This is a genomic window from Streptomyces sp. NBC_00247, assembly GCF_036188265.1.
GTDB lineage: Bacteria > Actinomycetota > Actinomycetes > Streptomycetales > Streptomycetaceae > Streptomyces.
This window is the reverse complement of sequence record NZ_CP108093.1, coordinates 4,831,446-4,852,957: the sequence shown is the minus strand read 5'-3', so window position 1 is coordinate 4,852,957 and position 21,512 is coordinate 4,831,446. Positions and strand designations below refer to the sequence as shown.

Here is a 21,512-nt window from a genome sequence, read left to right as displayed (position 1 = left end):
GCGTCCGTGGAGTCCGGGACCGCAGTGTCCGGGTCCGCCGTGTCCGGGTCCGCCGGGCGCGCGGCCCCGGGCTGCCCGCCGTCGGGGCCCGCGGGCTCCGTGGCCGCGGCGTCCACGCCGTTGGTGGTGGGCGGGACGTGGTCCTGCCCGTCGGCCGAGGCGCCCCGATAGACGGCGCTGAAGGCGAGGGCGATCATCCCGATCCCCATCAGCAGCGCCAGGAGCCAGGCGATCGGACGGTGCCAGCGCGCGGAACCCCGGTAGGGCCGCAGAACTCCGCCGTGCGGGCCGTAGGGGCCTCTGGCGACATCGTGGTCGGGGTCGTAGTCGAGGTCGTCCGGGTCGGGCGGAGCGCCGCGCCCGCCGCCGTATCCGGCGCCGTAGTGGCCGTACGGGTCGCCGTCCCTGCCCGCACCCGCCGAGCGGGACCGGGACGCCTCGGCCTCCGCGCGCGCCTCGGCGGCGGCGACCAGCCGTTCCACCGCGGTGGGTTCGTGGATCCTCGCGGCCCGTACGAAGTCCTCGTCGAAGACCACGGTGGCGAAGTCCTCGTCCGCGCCCCCGCGGTCGTCGTCGTCGGGCTCCCGGCCGTCCTGAGACGGCCTGCCCCCCACGTCGTCCACGGATTCAGCGTAGCCCTGACGGGTCGGTTCGGTCAGGGAGACGGGGAAGTCTCCCTGACCGAACCGACCGCACCCGGCTACCGGGTGTGACCGTCCCCGGTGACGATGTACTTCGTCGTGGTCAGTTCGGGCAGCCCCATCGGGCCCCGGGCGTGCAGCTTCTGCGTGGAGATGCCGATCTCCGCGCCGAATCCGAACTGGCCACCGTCGGTGAAACGGGTGGAGGCGTTGACGGCGACCGTCGTCGAATCGACCAGTTGGGTGAACCGGCGCGCGGCGGCCTGGGAGGTGGTGACGATCGCCTCGGTGTGACCGGAGGACCAGAGCCGGATGTGCGCCACGGCGGCGTCCAGCGAGTCCACCACGGCGGCGGCGATGTCGTAGGAGAGGTACTCCGTCTCCCAGTCCTCCGGGGTGGCGGGCACGACGGTCGCCTTGGAACCCTCGGCGTACGTCAGGACGCGCTCGTCGCCGTGCACGGTCACCCCGGCGTCGGCCAGCGCTTCCAGCGCCAGCGGCAGGAACTGGTCGGCGACGTCCCGGTGGACGAGGAGCGTCTCGGCGGAGTTGCAGACGCTCGGCCGCTGCGCCTTCGAGTTGACCAGGATGTCGACTGCCATCGCCAGATCGGTCCGCGCGTCCACGTACACGTGGCAGTTGCCGGTGCCGGTCTCGATGACGGGGACGGTGGACTCCTCCACGACCCGGCGGATCAGCCCCGCGCCACCGCGCGGGATGAGGACGTCCACCAGGCCCCGGGCGCGCATGAGTTCGCGGACGGACTCGTGGCTCTCCCCCGGTACCAGCTGTACCGCGTCGGCCGGCAGTCCGGCACCGCCGACCGCGTCGCGCAGCACGCGCACGAGGGCGGTGTTGGAGGCGTACGCGGACGAGGAGCCGCGCAGCAGTACCGCGTTGCCGGACTTCAGGCAGAGGACGGCGGCGTCGACGGTGACGTTGGGGCGGGCCTCGTAGATGATCCCGACCACTCCGAGCGGCACGCGGACCTGACGCAGGTCGATGCCGTTGGGGAGGGTGGAGCCGCGCACGACCTCGCCGACCGGGTCGGGCAGGGAGGCGACCTGGCGCACGTCGGCGGCGATGGCGCGGATGCGCTCGGGCGTCAGCGTGAGCCGGTCGACGACCGATTCGGCGGTGCCCGCGGACCGGGCCCGCTCGACGTCCTGGGCGTTGGCCTCGATGATCTCGCCCGCGCGGACCTCCAGCGCGTCGGCCACGGCGAGCAGGGCGTCGTCCTTGGCGGCGCGCGGGAGCGGCGCGATGTCGGCGGCGGCAGCGCGCGCCCGGTAGGCGGCCTGCGCGACCGGGGACATGTTGTCGTACGGGGTGAGCGTGGTCATGCCCGCAGGGTAGTGCGCGGTCCCCGGGCGTCCGTCCGGTATCCCGTGATACGAGACGTCCGGGCGGGAAAAGCGCCTCGGGGCGGGAGCGGGCCGGACGCGCCCCGCTCCCGCCTCCGGGTCAGTACGGGTGCACGCCCACGGGTGCGGCGGGCGGCGGCCCGTACCCCTCGGCGACGCGCTGGTGGTAGGTCTCCCGGTCGATGACTTCGAGGCCGACGATCTCCCACGGGGGCAGCTGGGCGGTGGAGCGGTGCTCGCCCCAGAGCCGCAGGGCGACGGCCGCCGCGTCGTGCAGGTCCCGGGCCTCTTCCCAGTACCGGATCTCCGCGTGGTCGTTCGCGTACCGGCTGGTCAGCAGGAAGGGGTGGTCGTGGGCCAGTTGTTCCAGGCCGCGTCTGACCTCCCCGAGCGGTGTCTCGGTCCCGGACACGCAGAGCGTGATGTGCCACAGCCGGGACTGCGTGGTCTCCCCCTTCGCGGCTACCGGGTCGTGGCCGGTGGTGCGGTCCTCGGCCCGGTCGGACGTGCGGTCGGCGGGCGGACTCCGGTCGAAGCCGGTTCCCGCTCCCACGCTGGTCAGTGCGCGGGTGCCCGCTCCTCGGGGCGGCGCCCCCGGGCGCGCTCGTCTCACCGGCGGCCTCCTGTGGATGTGTTGCTGTGCTGTTCCCCTGCGTACCCCCGCTACAAAGTTGACCAGTCCGAGGCCCGGCGTGGGGCGGTTTTGGTGAAGGTCTCCGTCAGGAGTCCGGAGTTTCAGCCGATTCGGGGCGCCGAAGGGGGCATGAGAACGACGAGGTCGTCCCTGTGTACGACCTCGCGTTCGTAGGCGGGTCCGAGTTCGCGGGCCAGATCGTGCGTGGAGCGCCCCAGCAGTTGGGGGATCTCCCTGGCGTCGAAGTTGACGAGGCCGCGCGCGACCGCCCGGCCGGCGGGGTCGCGCAGTTCGACGGGGTCGCCGGCCGTGAAGTCGCCGTCCACGGCACTGATTCCCGCGGGCAGCAGGGAGGTGCGGCGTTCCACGACCGCCCGTACGGCCCCCTCGTCCAGGATCAGCGCGCCCTGCGGGGCCGAGGCGTGGGCCAGCCAGAGGAGGCGGTCCGCGGAGCGGCGGCCGGTGGGGTGGAAGTAGGTCCCGGTGTCCCGTCCGGCGAGCGCGTCGGCGGCGTGCCAGGCGGAGGTGAGGACGACGGGGATGCCGGCCGCGGTGGCGATCCGGGCCGCCTCCACCTTGGTGACCATGCCGCCGGTGCCGACCCCGGCCTTGCCCGCGCTGCCGATCGTGACGCCCGCCAGGTCTTGCGGGCCGGTGATCTCGGCGATCCGTGAGGTGCCCGGGGTGCTGGGGTCGCCGTCGTAGACCCCGTCCACGTCGGAGAGGAGGACGAGGAGGTCGGCGTGGACGAGGTGGGCGACGAGGGCGGCCAGGCGGTCGTTGTCGCCGAAGCGGATCTCGTCGGTGGCGACGGTGTCGTTCTCGTTGACGACGGGCAGGGCGCCCATCTCCAGCAGCTGGTCGAGGGTGCGGTAGGCGTTGCGGTAGTGGGCGCGGCGGCTGGTGTCGTCAGTCGTCAGCAGCACCTGGCCGACGCGTACGCCGTAGCGGGCGAAGGACGCCGTGTACCGGGCCACCAGGAGTCCCTGGCCGACGCTGGCAGCCGCCTGCTGCCGGGCGAGGTCCCTCGGTCTGCGGTGCAGGCCCAGGGGGGCGAGACCGGCGGCGATGGCACCGCTGGAGACGAGGACGACCTCCCGTTCGCCGCCGCTGCGGACCTTGGCGAGGACGTCCACGAGGGCGTCGACGCGGTCGGCGTCCAGCCCGCCCGCCGCGGTGGTGAGCGAGGAGGAGCCCACCTTGACGACGATCCTGCGGGCCTCGGTCACCTGCTGTCTTGCCACACTCTCCGCTACCGATGTCACAGGGGCGAATGTATGCCAGTCCGTGTGCCGGACGCACCGGGGTTCCGTTCCCTGGACGCGGGGTGGTAGAGCGGCCGGCGGGCGTCCCGGCACACGAGGAACGCCGGGCACACGGAACACACCGGGCACGAGGAACGCGCCGGACGCACGGGAACGCCCCGGCCGTGGCGGTCGGGGCGTTCCGGTGCGTGCGCGCGGGGCGTCCGGCGCAGGTGCGGGACGTACGGGCTCAGCCCACGCGGCTGCCGCTGTCCGCGAGCGGGCGGTCCTCGCCGGAGGAGCTCTCGGGCACGGCCTCCGTCTCCCCGGGGGGAGCGGGCTGGGCCGCCGGAGGGGCGGTGGGGGCGGAGCGCTTGCGCCCGATGTCCTTGAGCCGCATCGCGGGCTTCTCGATCAGGTGCCAGGAGACCGCCGCGACCGCCAGCGTGCCGGCGAGCGACATGGCGAGGTAGGGCCAGAAACCCCAGCGCGCGAAGCCGACGGCGGTCAGCGACTGCTGGATGGCGAAACCGTAGATGTAGACGCCGTAGGAGAGGTCGTTGCGGGCACCGATGCGGCGGAACGGGCCGGGGAGCCGGATCGCGAGCCAGAGCAACAGGTAGGCGAAGGCGGGGATGCCGACGACGAAGAAGTACCCGTAGTGGATGCTGCCGAGGATCACGAGGGCCGAGAGGACACCGAGCGGGTCGCTGACGGGGATGCGCTCGCGGTACATCTCGATCACGGCGCCGATGGCGAAGGCGAAGCCGAGGTAGATGAGGACGTCCGGGTCGAACTTGCCCATCACGGGGAAGATCTCGAAGCTCGTGGCGTACGACGAGTCGGAGAATCCCGCCCAGTGCGGGGTCGCCAGGGCCGGGTTGATCACGAAGAACCCGAGGACCACGGCCACCAGGAGCACGACGCGGCGGGCGCGGGCGAGCACTCCGGTCACGGCGAGCAGGGCGACCCCGAAGTAGCAGAGCACCTCGTAGCGCAGCGACCAGAGCGCGGCGTCGATGCTGGGGCTGTGGGCCAGGCCGGACCCGGCGGAGTGGGCGATGACCCCGGAGACGTCGTTCTGGCGGGGTGCGATGGCCCAGTTCGACTCCATGTAGTCGAGCGGCCCCCTTGCGTGCCCCCAGAAACCGTCCAGGCTCCCCTGCTGGCGCCAGTAGAGGAAGGGGGCGATGACGAAGGCGGTCACCGCGAGGCAGACCCAGAGCCCGGGCAGCAGGCGCAGAGCGCGGTGCCAGAGGTAGCGGCCCAGCGGGAGCCGGTTGCCGCTGCGGGTGACGAGAATGCCCGACAGGACGAAGAAGCCGTAGACGGAGATCTTGCCGAGGTCGGTCTGACCATGGCTGAACCAGTGGCCGAACTCCTTGTCCCCGAAGCCCAGTACGCTGGCGTGCGAGACGACGACGGCGGAGGCCAGACACAGGCGGATGAATCCGAGACTGTTGTTCCGGCCTTTGAAGCACTCTGCGACCGAGCCGTGGGACCATGGGATCCGGCCGATCGCAAGACGCGTGCGTGTGATGACGGCACCTCTCACGGAAGAAGCGGCGGACCGGCTTCCCGACCGGCCCGCGAGGTAAGTGCGAGAGCAACGCCGCAAGAGCGCAAGGACGTTGTTACGTACGCCACTTGGATGCGCAGGAGAGTCTCCCCGCCCCAAGACCTCAAGTGCACCGTACATGACATCGCCGCCGGACCGAACTGTTCGATGTGCCACAACCGCTATGGTGCTTGCGGGCGGCGGCCCTCGCCCTCAATCGGTCTCCGATCCCGACACCGCCTTCGCGTTCAGGGTTCCCACGAGAGATGGGACACAGTTGTGTCAGTCAAAGTCAGCGTCATCATTCCTGTGTACAACCCGGGGAAGTACATTGATCCCGCAATCGACTCGTTGCTGCGTCAGACCCTGCCCGCGAGCGAATTCGAAGTGCTGTTCGTCAATGACGGCTCGACCGACGACACACGTGAGCGTCTCGAAAAGCTTGCGACCGAGCACCCGCACTTCCGTGTGATCACCATCCCCAATTCCGGGTGGCCGGGCAAGCCTCGCAATATCGGCGTGGCGGAGGCCAAGGGCGAATACGTCCAGTTTCTCGACCAGGACGACTACTTGGCGTCCGAGGCCCTGCTGCGTCTCTACAACATGGGCCACCGCAACGGCTCCGACATCGTCATCGGCAAGGTGGCGAGCAACTTCCGCGGCGTTCCGCACGGAGTCTTCAAGGTCAACCGGGAGAAGTGCACCCTGCGTGACGCACCGCTCTACGACAGCCTGACCCCGCACAAGATGTTCCGGACGGAGTTCCTCCGCGAGAACGGGATCGCCTATCCCGAGGGCAAACGCCGCCTGGAAGACCAGCTCTACATGATGCAGGCGTACTTCCCGGCGAAGGTCGTTTCCATCCTTGGAAACTACACCTGCTACTACTACTCGCGGCGTGACGACGGCCAGAACGCCGGCTCCGCGAAGATCGTCCCTTCGGGCTACTACGGGAATCTCCGCGAGGTTCTCGACGTCGTCATGGAGAACACCGAGCCGGGCGAATTCCGCGACCTGCTGCTGCGCCGGTTCTACCGTGTGGAGATGTTGTCGCGACTCAGTGAACCCGCCGTGCAGAAGTACACGCCGGAGTACCGCGACGAGATGATCGACGCCGTCCAGCCCCTGGCACGTGACTTCATGCACGACGGCGTGCACGACGGACTCGGCCCGATCCAGCGGCTGCGCTCCACGCTGCTGCGCAACGACGACCGCCAGGGACTCCTGCGCATCGCCTCGCTCGCCGCCTCCATCAAGGCGACGGCCCGCCTGGAGAAGTTCGAGTGGCAGCCGGACGGCCGTGCCAGGCTCGACATCACCGGCCGGCTCGTGCACGGCGACGACCAGAAGCCCGTGACGCTGGTGCGCCGCGACGGCCGCCTGCACCTGCACCCCGACCTCACGGCGGACCTGCTGCCGGCCGGCGAGCTGCTGGACGTCGAGGACGACCTCGACGGCTACATGGCGGAGATCTCGCTGCGCAACCGTGAGACCGCCGTCGAGTGGCCCTGCCCCGCGAAGTTCACCTCGGAGGTCAAGGAGATCTCCTCCGGCGTCTTCGAGGTCGTGCTGACCGGCCACGGTCACGTGACCTCGGAGGGCGTCAAGAGCCGCGGGCGCGTCTCGCGCGGGTTCTGGGACATCTGGGTGCCGCTGCGCGGCCTCGGCGTGGTCCGCAAGGCCCGGCTCGGCGCCGACCGCGACCCCGCGGTCGACGCGGCCTGCCTGCCGGCCTCGCTGGGCTCGCCCGCCCGCGCCGTCATCCCGTACTTCACGGACCCGCACGGCAACCTCACGCTGGACGTGGCCCGGCGCGCCAAGAGGCTGGCCGAGTACCTGGAGGGCCGCCCGGTCCTGCGCACCCCCGGCAGCAGGACGGAACTGCGCCTGGACATCGTCACCACGACCTCCACGGCGCCCTCCAAGGCCGAGCTGGTGCTGACCTCCGCCGGCGGCACCGACCGGGTCCTCCCGACGACGCTCCGCCCGGTCCAGGGCCGCGCCCACGTGGAGCTGCCCGCCAAGGCCGCCGACGTGCCGCCGGGCGAATGGAAGCTCTCGATCCGTCTCGACGGCGCCAAGAACGCCGCCCTGCCGCTCGCCGACGTGCGGATCGAACGGGGCGGGAAGATCGTCCTCGTGTCGGACCTGTCCGAGGTCAGCTCCGCCATGCTGAGCGCGATGGCCTCGGCCCGCCGCAAGGCGACCGTGCGCAGCGCCCTGCGGAGTGTGGGCGGCCCGATCGTCCGCCGGCTGCCCGCCAAGGCCCGCAAGAAGGCCCGCGGGCTCGCGGGCGGCCTCGGCGGCTGACACCCGGTCCGTCCAGGACCTCACCGTCCCACGGCCGGACCCGAGCACGCGAAGTACCCGAGAAGCGACAAGAACAGGAACGTGAATCAGATGCGGCAGCTCGACATCGCCGGAGCCTGGGTCCAGGAGCCCAAGGTCTTCCCCGACAGCCGGGGAAGCTTCCACGAGTGGTTCCAGGCCGCCGACTTCACCGATGCGGCCGGCCACGGGCTCCGGCTCGCCCAGGCCAACTGCTCGGTGTCGAGCCGGGGCACCCTGCGCGGCGTCCACTTCGCCGACGTCCCGCCGAGCCAGGCGAAGTACGTCAAGTGCGTGCGCGGCGCGGTGCTGGACGTGATCGTGGACATCCGCGTCGGCTCCCCCACGTACAAGCAGTGGGAGGCCGTCCGGCTCGACGACGTGGACCACCACGCGGTCTACCTCTCCGAGGGCCTCGGCCACGCCTTCATAGCGCTGACCGACGACGCCACGGTCGTGTACCTCTGCTCCGAGGGGTACTCCCCGGGCCGCGAGCACGGGATCAACCCGCTCGACCCGGAGCTGGGCATCGAGTGGCCCGAGGGCATCACCCCGCTGCTCTCGGACAAGGACGCCGCCGCCCCGACGCTGGCCGAGGCCGAGGCGCAGGGGCTGCTGCCCTCCTTCGAGGACTGCCAGGCCTACTACGCGCAGCTGCGCGCCCGGGGCTGACCCGGCGACGGCACCCGCACGAGAGCGCCCGGCCGGGGAACACCGGCCGGGCGTTCCGCGTTCTCCCCGCCGCCGCGGGCCGGAACGCCGACGGCCGGGCCCCCGGCCCTGGTGGGCGGGGGTCCGGCCGTGGTGACGGGGGTTCGGGCGTCAGCCGCGCTCGGCGGCCACGAGGGCGTCGAACGCCTCCGCCAGCGCCTCGTGCCAGTCGCGGACCGGCGTGATCCCGGCGGCGGACCAGCGGTCGTGGCCGAGCACGCTGTACGCCGGGCGGGGGGCGGGCCGCACGAAGGCCTCGCTGGTGGTGGGACGGACCCGCTCGGGGTCCGCGCCCAGCAGCCGGAAGATCTCCCGGGTGAAGCCGAACCAGGTCGTCTCGCCACCGCTGGTGCCGTGGTAGACGCCGGCCGGGGCGTCGCCCGCGAGGGCGGCGCGGCCGAGGGCGACCAGGCGGTCCGCCAGGTCGACGGTCCAGGTCGGCTGGCCCCGCTGGTCGTCGACGACGTCCAGGGTGTCCTTGATGCCCTCCAGCTTGATCATCGTGCGGACGAAGTTGCCGCCGCCCGCTCCGTACAGCCAGGCCGTACGGACCACGTAGCCGGTCTCCGGGAGGGTCTCCAGCACCGCGCGCTCTCCGGCGAGCTTGGTCCGCCCGTAGGCGCTGCGCGGGGCGGTGGGGGCCTCCTCGGCGTACGGCTTGTCGGCGTCGCCGGCGAAGACGTAGTCCGTGGAGACCTGGAGCAGGACGGCGCCGTTCTCGCGGCACGCCTCGGCGAGGACCTGCGGGCCCGTGCCGTTGACCCGCAGCGCGGCCTCTTCCTGGCTCTCCGCGTCGTCCACGGCCGTCCAGGCGGCGCAGTTGACGACGACGGCCGGGCGGTGCTCGGCGAACGCGGCGGCCACGGCGGCCGGGTCGGCGATGTCGAGCGTCGCACGGTCGGCGGCGACGACGACGGCGTCGGTGCCTTCGGCGGCCAGCCTCGCCAGCACGTCGCGGCCGAGCATGCCGCCGGCTCCGGTCACCAGCCAGACGGGGCTCACAGGGCGGCCCGGTCCTTCAGCGGCTCCCACCAGGCGCGGTTGTCGCGGTACCACTGCACGGTCTCGGCGAGGCCCTGCTTGAAGTCCTTGCGCGGGACGTAGCCGAGCTCCTCGCGGATCTTGGTGCAGTCCACGGAGTAGCGGCGGTCGTGGCCCTTGCGGTCCTCGACGTAGGTGACGCTGGTCTCCCAGTCGGCGCCGCAGGCTTCCAGCAGCAGGCCGGTGAGCTCCTTGTTGGAGAGCTCGGTGCCGCCGCCGATGTTGTAGACCTCGCCGGCGCGGCCCTTCGTGCGGACCAGCTCGATGCCCTGGACGTGGTCGTCGATGTGCAGCCAGTCGCGGACGTTGGCGCCGTCGCCGTAGAGCGGGACGGTCTTGCCGTCGAGCAGGTTGGTGACGAAGAGCGGGATGACCTTCTCGGGGAAGTGGTGGTGCCCGTAGTTGTTGGAGCAGCGGGTCACCCGCACGTCGAGGCCGTGGGTGCGGTGGTACGAGAGCGCGATGAGGTCGCTGGACGCCTTCGCCGAGGAGTACGGCGAGTTGGGCTCCAGCGGGTGCGTCTCGGGCCAGGAGCCCTCGTCGATCGAGCCGTAGACCTCGTCGGTGGAGATGTGCACGAAGGTCTTGATCCCGGCCAGGTGCGCGGCGTGGATCAGGGTGTGGGTGCCCACGACGTTCGTACGGACGAACTCGGCGCCCCCGTCGATGGAGCGGTCCACGTGCGACTCGGCGGCGAAGTGCACCACCTGGTCGTGGTCGGCCATGAGCTTGCCGACGAGTTCGGCGTCGCAGATGTCGCCCTGGACGAAGGAGAAGCCCGGGTGGTCGCGGACCTCGTCGAGGTTGGCGGGGTTGCCCGCGTAGGTGAGCTTGTCCAGCACCGTGACGGTGATGTCGCCGGGACCCTGGGGGCCGAGGACGGTACGGACGTAGTGCGAGCCGATGAAGCCGGCTCCGCCGGTCACCAGGATGTTGGTCGTCATGAGGAGATCTGCACCTTGCTGTGGTCGCCGAGGACGAGTCGGTGGGCGGACGGGTTGCGGGGCGCCGGGGTGACCTCGACGTCGCGGCCGATGAGCGACGCCTCCACGCGGCGGACGCCGGTGATGGAGGCTCCCCGGAGCACGATGGAGTACTCGATCTCGCTGTCCTCGATCCGGCAGCCCTCGGAGACCGAGGTGAAGGGACCGACGTACGCGTCACTGATGACCGAGCCGGCGCCGATGATCGCGGGGCCGACGATGCGGCTGCCGGTGACCTTCGCGCCGGGCTCGATCCGCACGCGGCCGATGATCTCGCTGTGCTCGTCCACCTCCGCGCCGTCCGTGGCCGGTTCGACGGTCTCCAGGACGGACCGGTTGACCTCCAGCATGTCGGTGACGTTGCCGGTGTCCTTCCAGTAGCCGGAGATGGTGGTGGAGCGGACGTTGCGCTGCTGGTCGATCAACCACTGGATGGCGTGGGTGATCTCCAGCTCGCCGCGCCAGGACGGTTCGATCGAGCGGACGGCCTCGTGGATCGCCGGAGTGAAGAGGTAGACGCCGACGAGGGCGAGGTCGCTCTTGGGCTCCTTCGGCTTCTCCTCCAGCGCGACGACGCGTCCCCCGGCGTCCAGTTCGGCGACGCCGAAGGAGGTCGGGTTGGGGACCCGGGTCAGGAGGATCTGCGCGTCGGGGCGGTCCCCGCGGAAGCCCTCGACCAGGCCGGTGATGCCGCCGACGATGAAGTTGTCGCCGAGGTACATCACGAAGTCGTCGTCGGCGAGGAAGTCGCGCGCGATGAGCACCGCGTGCGCCAGGCCGAGGGGGGCGTCCTGCGGGATGTAGGTGACCTTGATGCCGAGCGCGGAACCGTCGCCGACCGCTTCGCGGATCTCCGCGGCGGTGTCGCCCACGATGATGCCGACCTCGGTGATGCCGGCGTCGGCGATCGCTTCGAGTCCGTAGAAGAGCACCGGCTTGTTGGCGACCGGCACCAATTGCTTCGCGGACGTGTGGGTGATCGGGCGCAGGCGGGTGCCCGCCCCACCGGAAAGTACGAGTGCCTTCACGTGTGCTGTCCCCAAGCTGCGTGGTCGGTGGCCGGAAGCCGGATGGCAGGCGTTCCCGAGGCCGCTTTCATTCCATGGGATATTACTTCGAGTTCCCGTGAGGTTTCCCGGGGAGTAACTCCGCCTCCGCCGCGGGCCGGCCGTCCGCCCGCGCTCCGTGGTGTCACACGGAGGACTTCCACCGCCGCATGTCGCGACGAACCCGGCGTACCACCCGGCGCGCCAGTGTGGGCGCGGTGCCGCCCTGCCCCGGCTTCGGCCTCGCGGGTGCCTGCAGCCGCTTGCTCACGGACCACTCCGGCACCGTCATCTCGAACACCTCGTCGGGCAGGCCCGCACCGGGCTTCCGGAAGTGCGGGTACGCGAGGTAGACGGTGTTCCCCCGAGCGGCCCGGACGACCTTCGGCGTGTGCCGGGCGGCGATGTAGCGGTGTATCTCGGCCAGCAGGTCCAGTCGGCCGCGGGCGACGCATTCCAGCCGGAGGCGCTCGTTCACCTTGATCAGCTTCGCCACGCCCGGGGTCCAGTACTTGGTGATCGGGGCAGCCAGCTCCAGCTTGTGGGCGCGGACCGTCTCGCTCTCGTCGACCACGCCCGGGCCGAACTGCTGGATCAGCCCCACGGTGAACGGACGCGCCATCAGGTAGTCCCGCTTCGGGCCCTCGGGCACCAGCGACGCGATGAGCTCGACCAGCGCCGTCAGCGCCTCGAACCGGGGCTCGTAGCCGCCGCTGCGGGTGACGTGGAGGCCGTCGTCGCGGCCCACCAGGTAGTAGCAGACGTACTCGGAGACGACGGAGACGCCGGCGCCCAGGAGGTACGCCGCCATGGTGAAGAGGGCGTCCTCGCCGGTGCTCATCGACTCGTCGAAGGTGATCCGATGACGGACGAGCAACTCACGGCGGAAGAGTTTCTGTGCGCTGAGGGTGAAGATCACGCGGGAGGAGTAGAGATCGACGCGCTCTTCGTCCCGGCGCTTCCACATCGACCCCGCTGCGCCGCGGTTGACCCCCACCATCTTGCCGAGCACCACGTCGGTGCCGGCCCTGTCGGCGAGGGCGACCATGCGCTCCAGCGCCTCGAAGCCGAGGAAGTCGTCGGCGTCGAGGAAGAAGACGAACCGGCCGCGCGCCTTGGCGAGGCCCACGTTGCGCGGACCGCTCGGGCCTCCGGAGTTGGCCTGGTGGATCACGGTGGTGGGGACGTCGGTGCGTGCGGCGAACTCGTCCAGGTAAGCACCGGTGCCATCCGTCGACCCGTCGTCGACCGCGATGATTTCGAAGCGGTTCGCGGGAAGGGTCTGCGCGTCTAAGGACTGGAGGCAGCGGACGAGGTAAGGCATCGCTTCATAGGCGCCGATGATCACGCTGACGTCTGGAATTCGAATGTCGTTCACGAATACACATGACAGCGAACACACAGAATTAGTTGTGCGCCTCCCACAAGTGCGAAAAGTGAGGTACGTCACAATGGCCCGTTCTGACCCCTTGCCGGGTCAGAACGGGCCATTGACAGCTACTTTTCGATCATCTATAGCGAAATTCAACCACCCACGGGCTCACCGAGATGAGCGGCACCGAGATTGCGCGCCTCCGCGCGGGCGGCCAGCGCCTGGACGGCGCGGTCGAACCGGACGAGCGAGGACGGCTCGTCGGGGCCGAGGAGGTACTCCTTCAGCTCCCGCCGGCCCTCGGCCAGGTCGTCCGCGGCCGGGTCGGACACGGCCGCGAGCAGCCGGTCCAGCTCGCTCGCGTCGTTGGAGAGGATCACCGCGGCCCGGACGGCCGTGTTCTGGCGCTTGAACTCCTCCTCGCCCAGCTCGGCCGAGTCGGTCACCGCGTACGGCTTACCGCTGGCGATGAAGTCGGAGACCACGCTGGAGATGTCCGACACCATCGCGTCCGACTCGTTGAAGCAGTCGTACAGACGCATGGTCGACCCGGAGATCACCTGGTGCTGCCACCAGCCCCGGGAGCGCCAGTAGGCGGTGTTCCAGTCGTCCCGCAGCTTCGCGGTCTCGGCCTCGCGTGCCGGGTCGGCCAGCGAGTTGCGCGAGAGCTCGGCCTCGTCGCGGGCCGTCTCGCCCGTGCCGCCGGCCAGCTCGGCGAGCCGTGCCTCGATACGGGCCAGCTCGGCCACGGCCTCGGCCTGCTCGCCCCGGAGCGCCGCGCTCTCCTCGGCCCAGCGCGCGTCGGTGGCACGGCGCGCCGCCGCGTCCTCGATCATCGCGGTGATCCGCAGATGGGCGGCGGCGGCCTTGCGGCTGCGGGTGCCGGTGAACGGGTGCGGCTTGTAGAGCACCCGGACGGGCTTCTCGGACTCCAGCAGCCTGCGCACGATGTTCTCACCGGCGAGCAGCAGCGAGGTGTTGCCCGGGTTGTCGTCCCAGCCCTCCCAGGTGGGGGCGTACAGCACGGTCGGAACGGCGTTCTTCGGCGTACCGCTCCAGGTGGTGATGGTGGCCAGCTGCGGCCGTCCCACCTCCACGATGTCGTCGTCGCGGACGCCGACGTCGGCCAGCGCGTAACGGTCGCGGCCCGCCCGGCCCGCCGTCCAGACCTCGTCGTACGCCTTGCTGTACGGGTTGACGCTGGCCAGCTTGTCGCTGTCGCCATGCCCGATGAAGACGTGCTTCATGGTCGGTACGCGCAGCATGTGGATGTTCTTGCCGACGTTGGCCGCGTAGAGCGCGACCCGCACCGTCGAGAGGTCCAGGTTCATCAGGTGCACGCCGCCCGGGACGCAGAGGACCGGGACGGAGGTGCCCGCGAGCTGCGGGACGATGGCCCGCTCGCGCAGCACGACCATCGGGCGGCCGTCCAGCTTCCCCATGGTCTCCAGCCACATGTTGACCTGGTAGGCCGAGTCCTTGGAACCGGAGAAGTAGAGGATGACGGTCGGCTCGTACTTCCGCAGCCACGTGTCGACGGCCGCCAGGACCTTGGCCTCCGGCGGCACGAGGCGGCTGGGCCGGACGTACGGCAGCAGGGCGAGGATGTAGACGACCGCGAGGAAGAGCGTCACCCCGAGGCCCGCGTAGGCGAACGCGTCGGTGCCGCTCTTGAGCGCGACCAGCACGCCCACCATGGCGAACACGTCGAAGTGGAGCATCTTCTCGGCCGGGCGGTTCATCAGGAGCCGCGGCGGGGCGTCCCCTATCCCGACGGGGCCGAGGTCGATGTTCCGGGTGACCACCGGCAGCTTGCGGCGGAGCCGGACGAGGGTCACCATCGCGCTCTGCGGCGCCTGGAGCCCGTAGAACGCCAGGAGGCAGGCGATCGTCGTGTAGAAGAACGCGCCCTCGCCGTATCCCATGCGTGACATGAGAAGGATCAGCAGCAGCTCACGCACGAGGAAACGAATCGACAAACCGGCCCGGACGGCGGCGAGGCGATTGACGAGATAACTGCCGCAGTGGTGCAAATACCGGTCGGCCAGATATGTGACGAGTACCGCTGCGGCGAAGAACCAAATGTTGGGGAGTATCGCCGCGAGCATGACGCACGGGAATCCCAGGGCCAGGAGAATTGCGGCGGCGAGCTCAGAACCACTGCCCACTCTCGCCACGCGAATGGCTTTCGAAAACACGAAGTACCGCTCCCGAGGGTTCCGACTTATACCTTGCGGGGGAATTGTGATGAATTAGCTTCACGAATTCGGACCCCTGCCGTTCACGCGAAGGTGAACGACAGGGGTCCGAATGGTGGATTGTCAAGCAGTATTACACATCGGCCTGTCGGTCCAGCACGGCGGCCAGCGCCTGCTCGAAGCCCGACGCCTCGGAGGCCCCCCGGGTCGGGTCCTGCTGCCGGACGTCGATGACGTGCCCGGTCATTTCGGAGAGCAGCACGTCGAGCGAGGTCCGGGCGACGGCCTCGGAGGAGAGCAGCGAGCCGGAGGGCTCGTCGCCGAAGGCCTTCGTGCGCATCGGGGTCGCGGTGCGCTCCGGGTTCACGCAGTTCACGCGCACCCCGTCGCCGGCCCACTCGTCCGAGAGCGCCTGGGTGAGGTTCACCATGGCGGCCTTGGTGGAGGAGTACAGGCTGTACTCGGCCCGGCCCCGGGTGTAGCTGCTGGAGGTGTAGAGGAGCAGCTGGCCCTTGGACTCGGCGAGGTACTTGTGCGAGGCGCGGGCGATCTGGACCGGCGCGAGGTAGTTGACGTTCAGGGCTTCCTGGATCGTCGCGTTGTCCGTCTCGGCCAGCTTGCCGATCCGCAGCACCCCGGCGGTGTTGACCACGTAGTCGACCCGGCCGGTCTCGGCGTAGGCCGTGGAGAGGGCGTCGTCGATGTGCTCCGGGTTCTCCACGTGCGTACCGGTGGTGGACCGGCCGAGCGCGTAGACCTTGGCGCCGAACGACTCGGCGAGGGCGGCGATGTCCGCGCCGATCCCGTAGGAGCCGCCGAAGACGACCATGGTCTTCCCGGTCAGCGCGTCCCGGTAGGCCGCGTCGTCGGCGGGCGACGGCACGGCGGTGGAGGCCAGCTGGAAGAGCTTGTCCGCGATGAAGACGTCGACCGGCTGGGTCACCTTCATGTTGTACTCGTCGCCCGCGACCACGTAGATCGGCACGTCGGGCAGGTACTTCAGGACCACCGAGCAGTCGTCGGTCGCCTGGAAGTTCGGGTCGCCGGCCGCGACCTCGTACGCCCGGCGGATGGTGGAGAGCTTGAACGCCTGCGGCGTCTGGCCCCGGCGCAGGCGGGAGCGGTCGGGGACCTCGGTGATGAACTCGCCGTCGCCGCCGTGCGTGCGGGTCACGATGATGGTGTCCGCGGACGGGATGGCGACGTCCACCGCCTCGTACCGCCCGAGGGCGTCCACGCAGTCCGTGATGACGCGCTGCGAGAGCAGGGGGCGCACGGCGTCGTGGAAGAGGACGTTGCGGTCCTCGCCCTCCGCCAGGCCCTCGCCGAGCACGGAGATGGCGCGCTCGGTCGTCTCGTTGCGCGTGGTCCCGCCCTCGATGACCTTGACGACCTTGGTGAGGCCGGCCTTGGCGACGATCTTCTCGACGTCGGGGACATAGCCGGGCGCCATCAGCACGATGATGTCGTCGATCGACTCGGACTGCTGGAAGATCGACAGGGTGTGCTCGATGACAGCCTTGCCTGCGATCTTCAGCAGCTGCTTGGGGATGGACAGCCCCACACGCTGACCGGTACCTCCGGCGAGCACGACTGCGGTGGTACGGGCTTGGGCTATGTGCTGCACAGACACAGACGACCTACCTTGCGAGGGCTCGGGAACCCCCCGATGGTTGCACTCTCCGTTACCATCTCGCAAGGTGGACGTCGAGTGGCGGTGGTGTCGACGACACCCGTCGTTCCTTTGTGAGCAGTGCTGTTACCTGCGAAGGCACCTCCCGGGCGGGTGACCGACGCCACACGGTTGAGCGTTCCCCGGCCCGCCTGAGCGGTGCGGACGGCCGCACCGTTTCACCCGACCGGCCGACACGGGCCGCGCCGCCCCACCCGTACGGGCGTGACGCGTCCCACCGGTTCCGGGCCCTTCCGACGCCGGCGGCACCCGCCTCCGGCCGTGCCGGGCACGACGGCCGCGCCGGGCACCGACGGCCGTGCCGGGCCCCGGCTGCCACAGCCCCGGAAACGCCGGAGGGCCCCTCCCCGGCGACCGTGCGGGACCCGTGGGTCCCGCTGCGGTGTCCGGCGGAGAGGCCCGCACCGGGCTTCGCGCCCGGCGCCCCTCACGTGCTTTAGAAGGGGTCGAACTCGTCGTATTCCTTCTGTGCGTCGTCGCGCTCGGCGTCGCGGTCCCGTCGGCGCTGCGCGGCCGGGCGGGGGGCCTCCATACGGTGGTCCTCGCCGCGGCGGCCGAGCATCTCGGCGCCGGCCATCATCGTCGGCTCCCAGTCGAAGACGACCGCGTTCTCCTCGGGGCCGATCGCCACGCCGTCGCCCGCGCGGGCTCCGGCCTTCATCAGGGCCGTCTCGACGCCGAGGCGGTTGAGCCGGTCCGCGAGGTAGCCGACGGCCTCGTCGTTGCTGAAGTCGGTCTGGCGCACCCAGCGTTCGGGCTTCTCGCCGCGCACCCGGTAGATGCCCTCTTCGTCGACGGCCACGGTGAACCCGGTGTCGTCCACGGCCTTCGGGCGGATGACGACCCGGGTCGCCTCCTCCACCGGCTTGGCGGCACGCGACTCGGCGACGATCCCGGCCAGCGCGTACGAGAGGTCGTTGAGCCCCTTGTGCGCGAGGGCGGAGACCTCGAAGACGCGGTAGCCGCGGGCCTCCAGCTCCGGCCGGATCATGTCGGCGAGGTCCTGGCCGTCAGGGATGTCGACCTTGTTCAGGACGACGATGCGGGGCCGGTCCTCCAGGCCGCCGTACTGACGCAGCTCCTCCTCGATGATGTCGAGGTCCGAGACGGGGTCGCGGTCGGACTCCAGCGTCGCCGTGTCCAGCACGTGCACGAGCACCGAGCACCGCTCGACGTGGCGGAGGAACTCCAGGCCCAGTCCGCGGCCCTGGCTGGCGCCGGGGATGAGGCCGGGGACGTCGGCGATGGTGTAGACGTTCGCACCGGCGGTGACGACACCGAGGTTCGGTACGAGCGTGGTGAACGGGTAGTCCGCGATCTTCGGCTTGGCGGCCGAGAGCACCGAGATCAGCGAGGACTTGCCCGCGCTCGGGTAGCCGACCAGCGCCACGTCGGCGACGGTCTTGAGCTCCAGGACGATGTCGCGCGACTCGCCCGGCTCGCCGAGGAGCGCGAACCCGGGGGCCTTGCGGCGGGCCGAGGCCAGTGCCGCGTTGCCGAGGCCGCCGCGGCCGCCCTGTCCGGCGACGAAGGTGGTGCCCTGTCCGACCAGGTCGGCGAGGACGTTGCCTTCCTTGTCGAGGACGACGGTGCCGTCCGGCACGAGCAGGACCAGGTCCTGCCCGTCCTTGCCCGAACGGTTGTCGCCCGCGCCCGGCTGACCGCTGGTGGCCTTGCGGTGGGGGTGGTGGTGGTATTCCAGCAGGGTGGTCACGGCCTGATCGACGACGAGGGTCACGTCGCCGCCGCGTCCGCCGTTGCCGCCGTCGGGTCCACCGAGAGGCTTGAACTTCTCACGGTGGACGGAGGCACAGCCGTGGCCTCCGTTACCCGCGGCGGCATGGAGCTCGACGCGGTCCACGAAGGTGGTCATGGTGGGTGCCTCCAGGTACTGCTGTCTACGGATGTGTCTCTGATGTAACACGCCGAGGGCGGACCCGCTTCCCCGTCGACCGGGAAAGCTGGGATCCGCCCTCGGAAGGTGTTGCGTCGTTACCGTGCTCGCCGGAAGATCAGGCGGCGACGGGAACGATGTTGACGACCTTGCGGCCGCGGTGCGTACCGAACTCCACCGCACCGGCGGTCAGCGCGAACAGCGTGTCGTCGCCGCCACGGCCGACGCCCGTGCCCGGGTGGAAGTGGGTGCCGCGCTGGCGGACCAGGATCTCACCGGCGTTGACGGCCTGACCGCCGAAGCGCTTCACGCCGAGCCGCTGAGCATTGGAGTCGCGCCCGTTCCGAGTGGACGATGCGCCCTTCTTGTGTGCCATGTCTCAGTCCCTTACTTCGCAGCCGCGGGGATACCGGTGACCTTGATCGCCGTGTACTGCTGGCGGTGACCCTGGCGACGGCGGTAGCCGGTCTTGTTCTTGTAGCGAAGGATGTCGATCTTCGCACCCTTGTGGTGGTCCACGATCTCGGCCTGGACCTTGATGCCGGCCAGGACCCACGGGTCGCTGGTCACGGCGTCGCCGTCGACAACGAGCAGGGTCGAGAGCTCGACCGTGTCGCCAACCTTGGCAGTGGAAATCTTGTCAACCTCAACGATGTCACCGACAGCAACCTTGTGCTGGCGGCCACCGCTGCGCACGATGGCGTACACGCGGATCTCTCTCTCGCTCGGAACGGATCCCCTGATGCCAGCCGCTCGCACGGGCCGGGGCCCGGGACGATCCGGAAGGATGAGCGGCCTCTCCTGGCGCGGAACCGCGCCGGGAGGGATGTGCTCAGGGGTAGGCGCACAGGAAAACACGCCGAGGGTCAAGGCTACGGGGCCACCGCCCGACCGGTCAAACCGCCTCCGGCGCGGGCCCCCCGACCGTGCCGGGCGCCCCCCGCCCGGAGTCCCCGGCCGGAGTCCCCGGCCGGAGTCCCCGGCCGGACACGGCCCGGGGACGCCGGCTCAGCCCCCGCCTCAGCGCCGCCCCGGCAGCCGACGCCGGACCGCCGCGGCGTACCTGCGTACGGCCTTGCGCGGCCCGGGGGGAAGCCGCCGCAGCGCGCCGCGGTAGATCCGGCGCAGCCCGGTCGGCGGCGGCTTGACCGCGACCGGCTTCGGAGCGGGCTTGGGCTTCGTGACGACGAGCCTCAGCTGGCCGCCCCTGCCCGACCAGTCCACGCGCACGGTGCGTCCTGTGCCCCCCAGCGGAACCGGGCCGAACGCCACCCGCTGGGCGGCGTCGGCCGGGGTGAGCCGGGGGCGGCGGCCGACACCCAGCACCTGGACCCCGAGCCACACCTCGTACGTGCCGGGCCGGAGCGGTTCACCGCCCGCCAGGGTCAGCGGGTCGAGCACGGCTCCGCCCTCGACCACCACGTGGCTCCGCCCGTCCTCCAGGCTCTCGACCCGCGGACGGAGGGTGTCCTCGGCGTGCCACCAGACGTTGCGGCTGAGGTCGTGGACGAGCACCTCGCCGTTCGCGTAGGAGAGCGGGTCGGGGACGGGCAGGCCCCCGGCTGCCTCGGCCCCCTCGATGCCCTCGGTGAACGCGGGGTCGAGCACGTACCCGTCGGCCTCGGTCCCGGCGAGGGCCAGCGGGCCGGTGAGGGCCAGCGGATCGGCGCCGGTGTGCTGGAGGGTGGCTCGGATGCGCAGCGACAGCCGCCCGGCGGCGTCCTGCCCGGCTGCCCCGACCTCGATGCGGGGCCTGACCTCCCGCACCCGCCGGGCCACTTCCCGCAGGGCCTCGGGACGGTCCTCCGCCAGAAGGGTCGCGCGCAGCCGCTGCACCGCCGGCATGCCCGCGGTCACCCCGGGCGGGAAGCATTCGACCGCCAGCGGGCGCGTCAGCTCGTAGGCTTCCCGGCGTTCCTCGTCCTCCGCGTCGACGACGAAGGGCTCGGAGACCGACCGCATCAGCTCGACGCGGTACAGGCGGCGCAGCAGCCGGTCCTGGAGCTCTCCGGGTTCGGTGGCGTCGGCCAGCGCCTCGATGATCGTGCGCAGCCGGCGGAAGTTGCCCGCGAGGTCGAACTCCGCCTCGCTGTTGTTCCCGCCGTCCTCCCTGCGGTCCCAGATGTAGCAGGGGTAGTCGGCGAGTATCGAGACGACCTTGGCCCGGGGGTACGCGCGGACCATGAAGAGCAGGTCCTCCATGCGCCAGTACCCCTCGGGGAAGCGGAGTCCGGATTCCTCCAGGAACGCGCGGCGGAACATCCGGTGCGCCGTGAGCGTCTCGATCAGCGGCGCGTCCTCCACCGTGCAGCGTTCGCGGCTGCGGCGGAAGACGGGCGAGGGCCCGACCATGGAGCCGGCCATCTTGCCGAGCACGATGTCGGAGCCGTTGCGGCTGCCCATGGCGTACAAGCGTTCCAGCGCCTCGGGGGCCAGCCGGTCGTCCTGGTCGACGAGTTGTATGTACTCGCCGCGCGCCATGGCCATGCCGACGTTGCGCGGCTTGCCCGGCCAGCCCGAGTTCTCCTGGTGGTGCACCCGTATCCGGGGGTGCTCGGCGGCGAGCCGGTCGAGCACCTCGGCCGAACCGTCGGTCGATCCGTCGTCCACGTAGACGATCTCGTACTCGTCCTCGCCCAAGCTCTGGCCGAGCAGAGACGGCGCACAACGCTCGATGTACGGCCCCGCGTTGTACACGGGCACCACGACACTGACCTTCAGCATTTCCTCGTCCCCCCACACATGAGTCCCCCTCATGAAACCGAACGCGATCGGTGCCGCCCCGGCGGGGGCGGGCACACCGTG

General features: G+C 70.7%; 16 protein-coding genes and 1 pseudogene. 2 read left to right on the top strand and 15 right to left on the bottom strand.

Annotated features, from left to right (window positions below):
* Window positions 1-44 precede the first annotated feature (44 nt).
* From OHT52_RS20915 to OHT52_RS20895, 5 genes and pseudogenes are all read right to left on the bottom strand, one after another.
* Window positions 45-659 (bottom strand): annotated as a pseudogene (locus OHT52_RS20915) (SCO2584 family spore wall biosynthesis protein); the annotation flags it as partial.
* A gap of 41 nt (window positions 660-700) precedes the next feature.
* Complete coding sequence (locus tag OHT52_RS20910; RefSeq protein ID WP_328721703.1) at window positions 701-1,984, bottom strand: glutamate-5-semialdehyde dehydrogenase; 1,284 nt, start codon at window positions 1,982-1,984, stop codon at window positions 701-703.
* 121 nt (window positions 1,985-2,105) lie between these two features.
* The gene (locus OHT52_RS20905; RefSeq protein WP_328721702.1) at window positions 2,106-2,618 is read right to left on the bottom strand and encodes a hypothetical protein; all 513 of its coding nucleotides are present in this window, start codon (window positions 2,616-2,618) and stop codon (window positions 2,106-2,108) included.
* A gap of 122 nt (window positions 2,619-2,740) precedes the next feature.
* The gene (gene proB, locus OHT52_RS20900) at window positions 2,741-3,868 is read right to left on the bottom strand and encodes a glutamate 5-kinase (RefSeq protein WP_328723831.1); all 1,128 of its coding nucleotides are present in this window, start codon (window positions 3,866-3,868) and stop codon (window positions 2,741-2,743) included.
* Between the two features lie 265 nt (window positions 3,869-4,133).
* A complete protein-coding gene (locus OHT52_RS20895) occupies window positions 4,134-5,438 on the bottom strand; it encodes an acyltransferase family protein (RefSeq protein ID WP_328721701.1) in 1,305 nt (434 codons plus the stop codon).
* A 354-nt stretch (window positions 5,439-5,792) separates the two neighbouring features.
* Between OHT52_RS20895 and OHT52_RS20890 the strand changes: the two genes are divergently transcribed.
* Entirely contained in the window at window positions 5,793-7,751 is a 1,959-nt protein-coding gene (locus tag OHT52_RS20890; RefSeq protein WP_443046627.1) for a glycosyltransferase family 2 protein, read from the top strand.
* A gap of 90 nt (window positions 7,752-7,841) precedes the next feature.
* Complete coding sequence (gene rfbC / locus OHT52_RS20885; RefSeq protein ID WP_328723830.1) at window positions 7,842-8,441, top strand: dTDP-4-dehydrorhamnose 3,5-epimerase; 600 nt, start codon at window positions 7,842-7,844, stop codon at window positions 8,439-8,441.
* 150 nt (window positions 8,442-8,591) lie between these two features.
* Here the strand turns inward: rfbC and rfbD are convergent, their stop codons facing one another.
* The 10 genes from rfbD to OHT52_RS20835 form a co-directional block, all read right to left on the bottom strand.
* Window positions 8,592-9,446 carry a dTDP-4-dehydrorhamnose reductase gene (gene rfbD / locus OHT52_RS20880; protein ID WP_443046806.1) on the bottom strand — a complete coding sequence of 285 codons (855 nt, stop codon included), beginning with the start codon at window positions 9,444-9,446 and terminating at the stop codon, window positions 8,592-8,594.
* 32 nt (window positions 9,447-9,478) lie between these two features.
* Window positions 9,479-10,465, bottom strand: coding sequence for a dTDP-glucose 4,6-dehydratase (rfbB, locus tag OHT52_RS20875; RefSeq protein WP_266704268.1), 987 nt, complete (start codon window positions 10,463-10,465; stop codon window positions 9,479-9,481).
* A complete protein-coding gene (locus OHT52_RS20870; RefSeq protein WP_328721698.1) occupies window positions 10,462-11,532 on the bottom strand; it encodes a glucose-1-phosphate thymidylyltransferase in 1,071 nt (356 codons plus the stop codon). The genes rfbB and OHT52_RS20870 overlap by 4 nt, the downstream gene beginning before the upstream one ends.
* 163 nt (window positions 11,533-11,695) lie before the next feature.
* A complete protein-coding gene (locus OHT52_RS20865; RefSeq protein ID WP_328721697.1) occupies window positions 11,696-12,928 on the bottom strand; it encodes a glycosyltransferase family 2 protein in 1,233 nt (410 codons plus the stop codon).
* Between the two features lie 146 nt (window positions 12,929-13,074).
* On the bottom strand, window positions 13,075-15,120 hold the full coding sequence (locus OHT52_RS20860) for a hypothetical protein (protein WP_328721696.1): 2,046 nt from the start codon (window positions 15,118-15,120) through the stop codon (window positions 13,075-13,077).
* Window positions 15,121-15,253: 133 nt separating this feature from the next.
* Window positions 15,254-16,753 carry a bifunctional cytidylyltransferase/SDR family oxidoreductase gene (locus OHT52_RS20855; RefSeq protein WP_266704276.1) on the bottom strand — a complete coding sequence of 500 codons (1,500 nt, stop codon included), beginning with the start codon at window positions 16,751-16,753 and terminating at the stop codon, window positions 15,254-15,256.
* Window positions 16,754-17,249: 496 nt separating this feature from the next.
* Window positions 17,250-18,686 carry a GTPase ObgE gene (obgE, locus tag OHT52_RS20850; RefSeq protein WP_328721695.1) on the bottom strand — a complete coding sequence of 479 codons (1,437 nt, stop codon included), beginning with the start codon at window positions 18,684-18,686 and terminating at the stop codon, window positions 17,250-17,252.
* A 139-nt stretch (window positions 18,687-18,825) separates the two neighbouring features.
* Complete coding sequence (gene rpmA, locus OHT52_RS20845) at window positions 18,826-19,083, bottom strand: 50S ribosomal protein L27 (RefSeq protein WP_014045902.1); 258 nt, start codon at window positions 19,081-19,083, stop codon at window positions 18,826-18,828.
* Window positions 19,084-19,094: 11 nt separating this feature from the next.
* Complete coding sequence (gene rplU, locus OHT52_RS20840; RefSeq protein WP_008738952.1) at window positions 19,095-19,415, bottom strand: 50S ribosomal protein L21; 321 nt, start codon at window positions 19,413-19,415, stop codon at window positions 19,095-19,097.
* Between the two features lie 312 nt (window positions 19,416-19,727).
* The gene (locus tag OHT52_RS20835) at window positions 19,728-21,431 is read right to left on the bottom strand and encodes a glycosyltransferase family A protein (protein ID WP_328721694.1); all 1,704 of its coding nucleotides are present in this window, start codon (window positions 21,429-21,431) and stop codon (window positions 19,728-19,730) included.
* Between the last annotated feature and the right edge of the window lie 81 nt (window positions 21,432-21,512).

Bases quoted from the DNA above. Each gene is read 5' to 3' on its own strand.
- OHT52_RS20910 (WP_328721703.1), bottom strand. From the start codon at position 1,984: ATGACCACGCTCACCCCGTACGACAACATGTCCCCGGTCGCGCAGGCC.
- rfbC (WP_328723830.1), top strand. From the start codon at position 7,842: ATGCGGCAGCTCGACATCGCCGGAGCCTGGGTCCAGGAGCCCAAGGTC.
- rfbD (WP_443046806.1), bottom strand. From the start codon at position 9,446: ATGCTCGGCCGCGACGTGCTGGCGAGGCTGGCCGCCGAAGGCACCGAC.
- rfbB (WP_266704268.1), bottom strand. From the start codon at position 10,465: ATGACGACCAACATCCTGGTGACCGGCGGAGCCGGCTTCATCGGCTCG.
- obgE (WP_328721695.1), bottom strand. From the start codon at position 18,686: ATGACCACCTTCGTGGACCGCGTCGAGCTCCATGCCGCCGCGGGTAAC.
- rpmA (WP_014045902.1), bottom strand. From the start codon at position 19,083: ATGGCACACAAGAAGGGCGCATCGTCCACTCGGAACGGGCGCGACTCC.
- OHT52_RS20835 (WP_328721694.1), bottom strand. From the start codon at position 21,431: ATGCTGAAGGTCAGTGTCGTGGTGCCCGTGTACAACGCGGGGCCGTAC.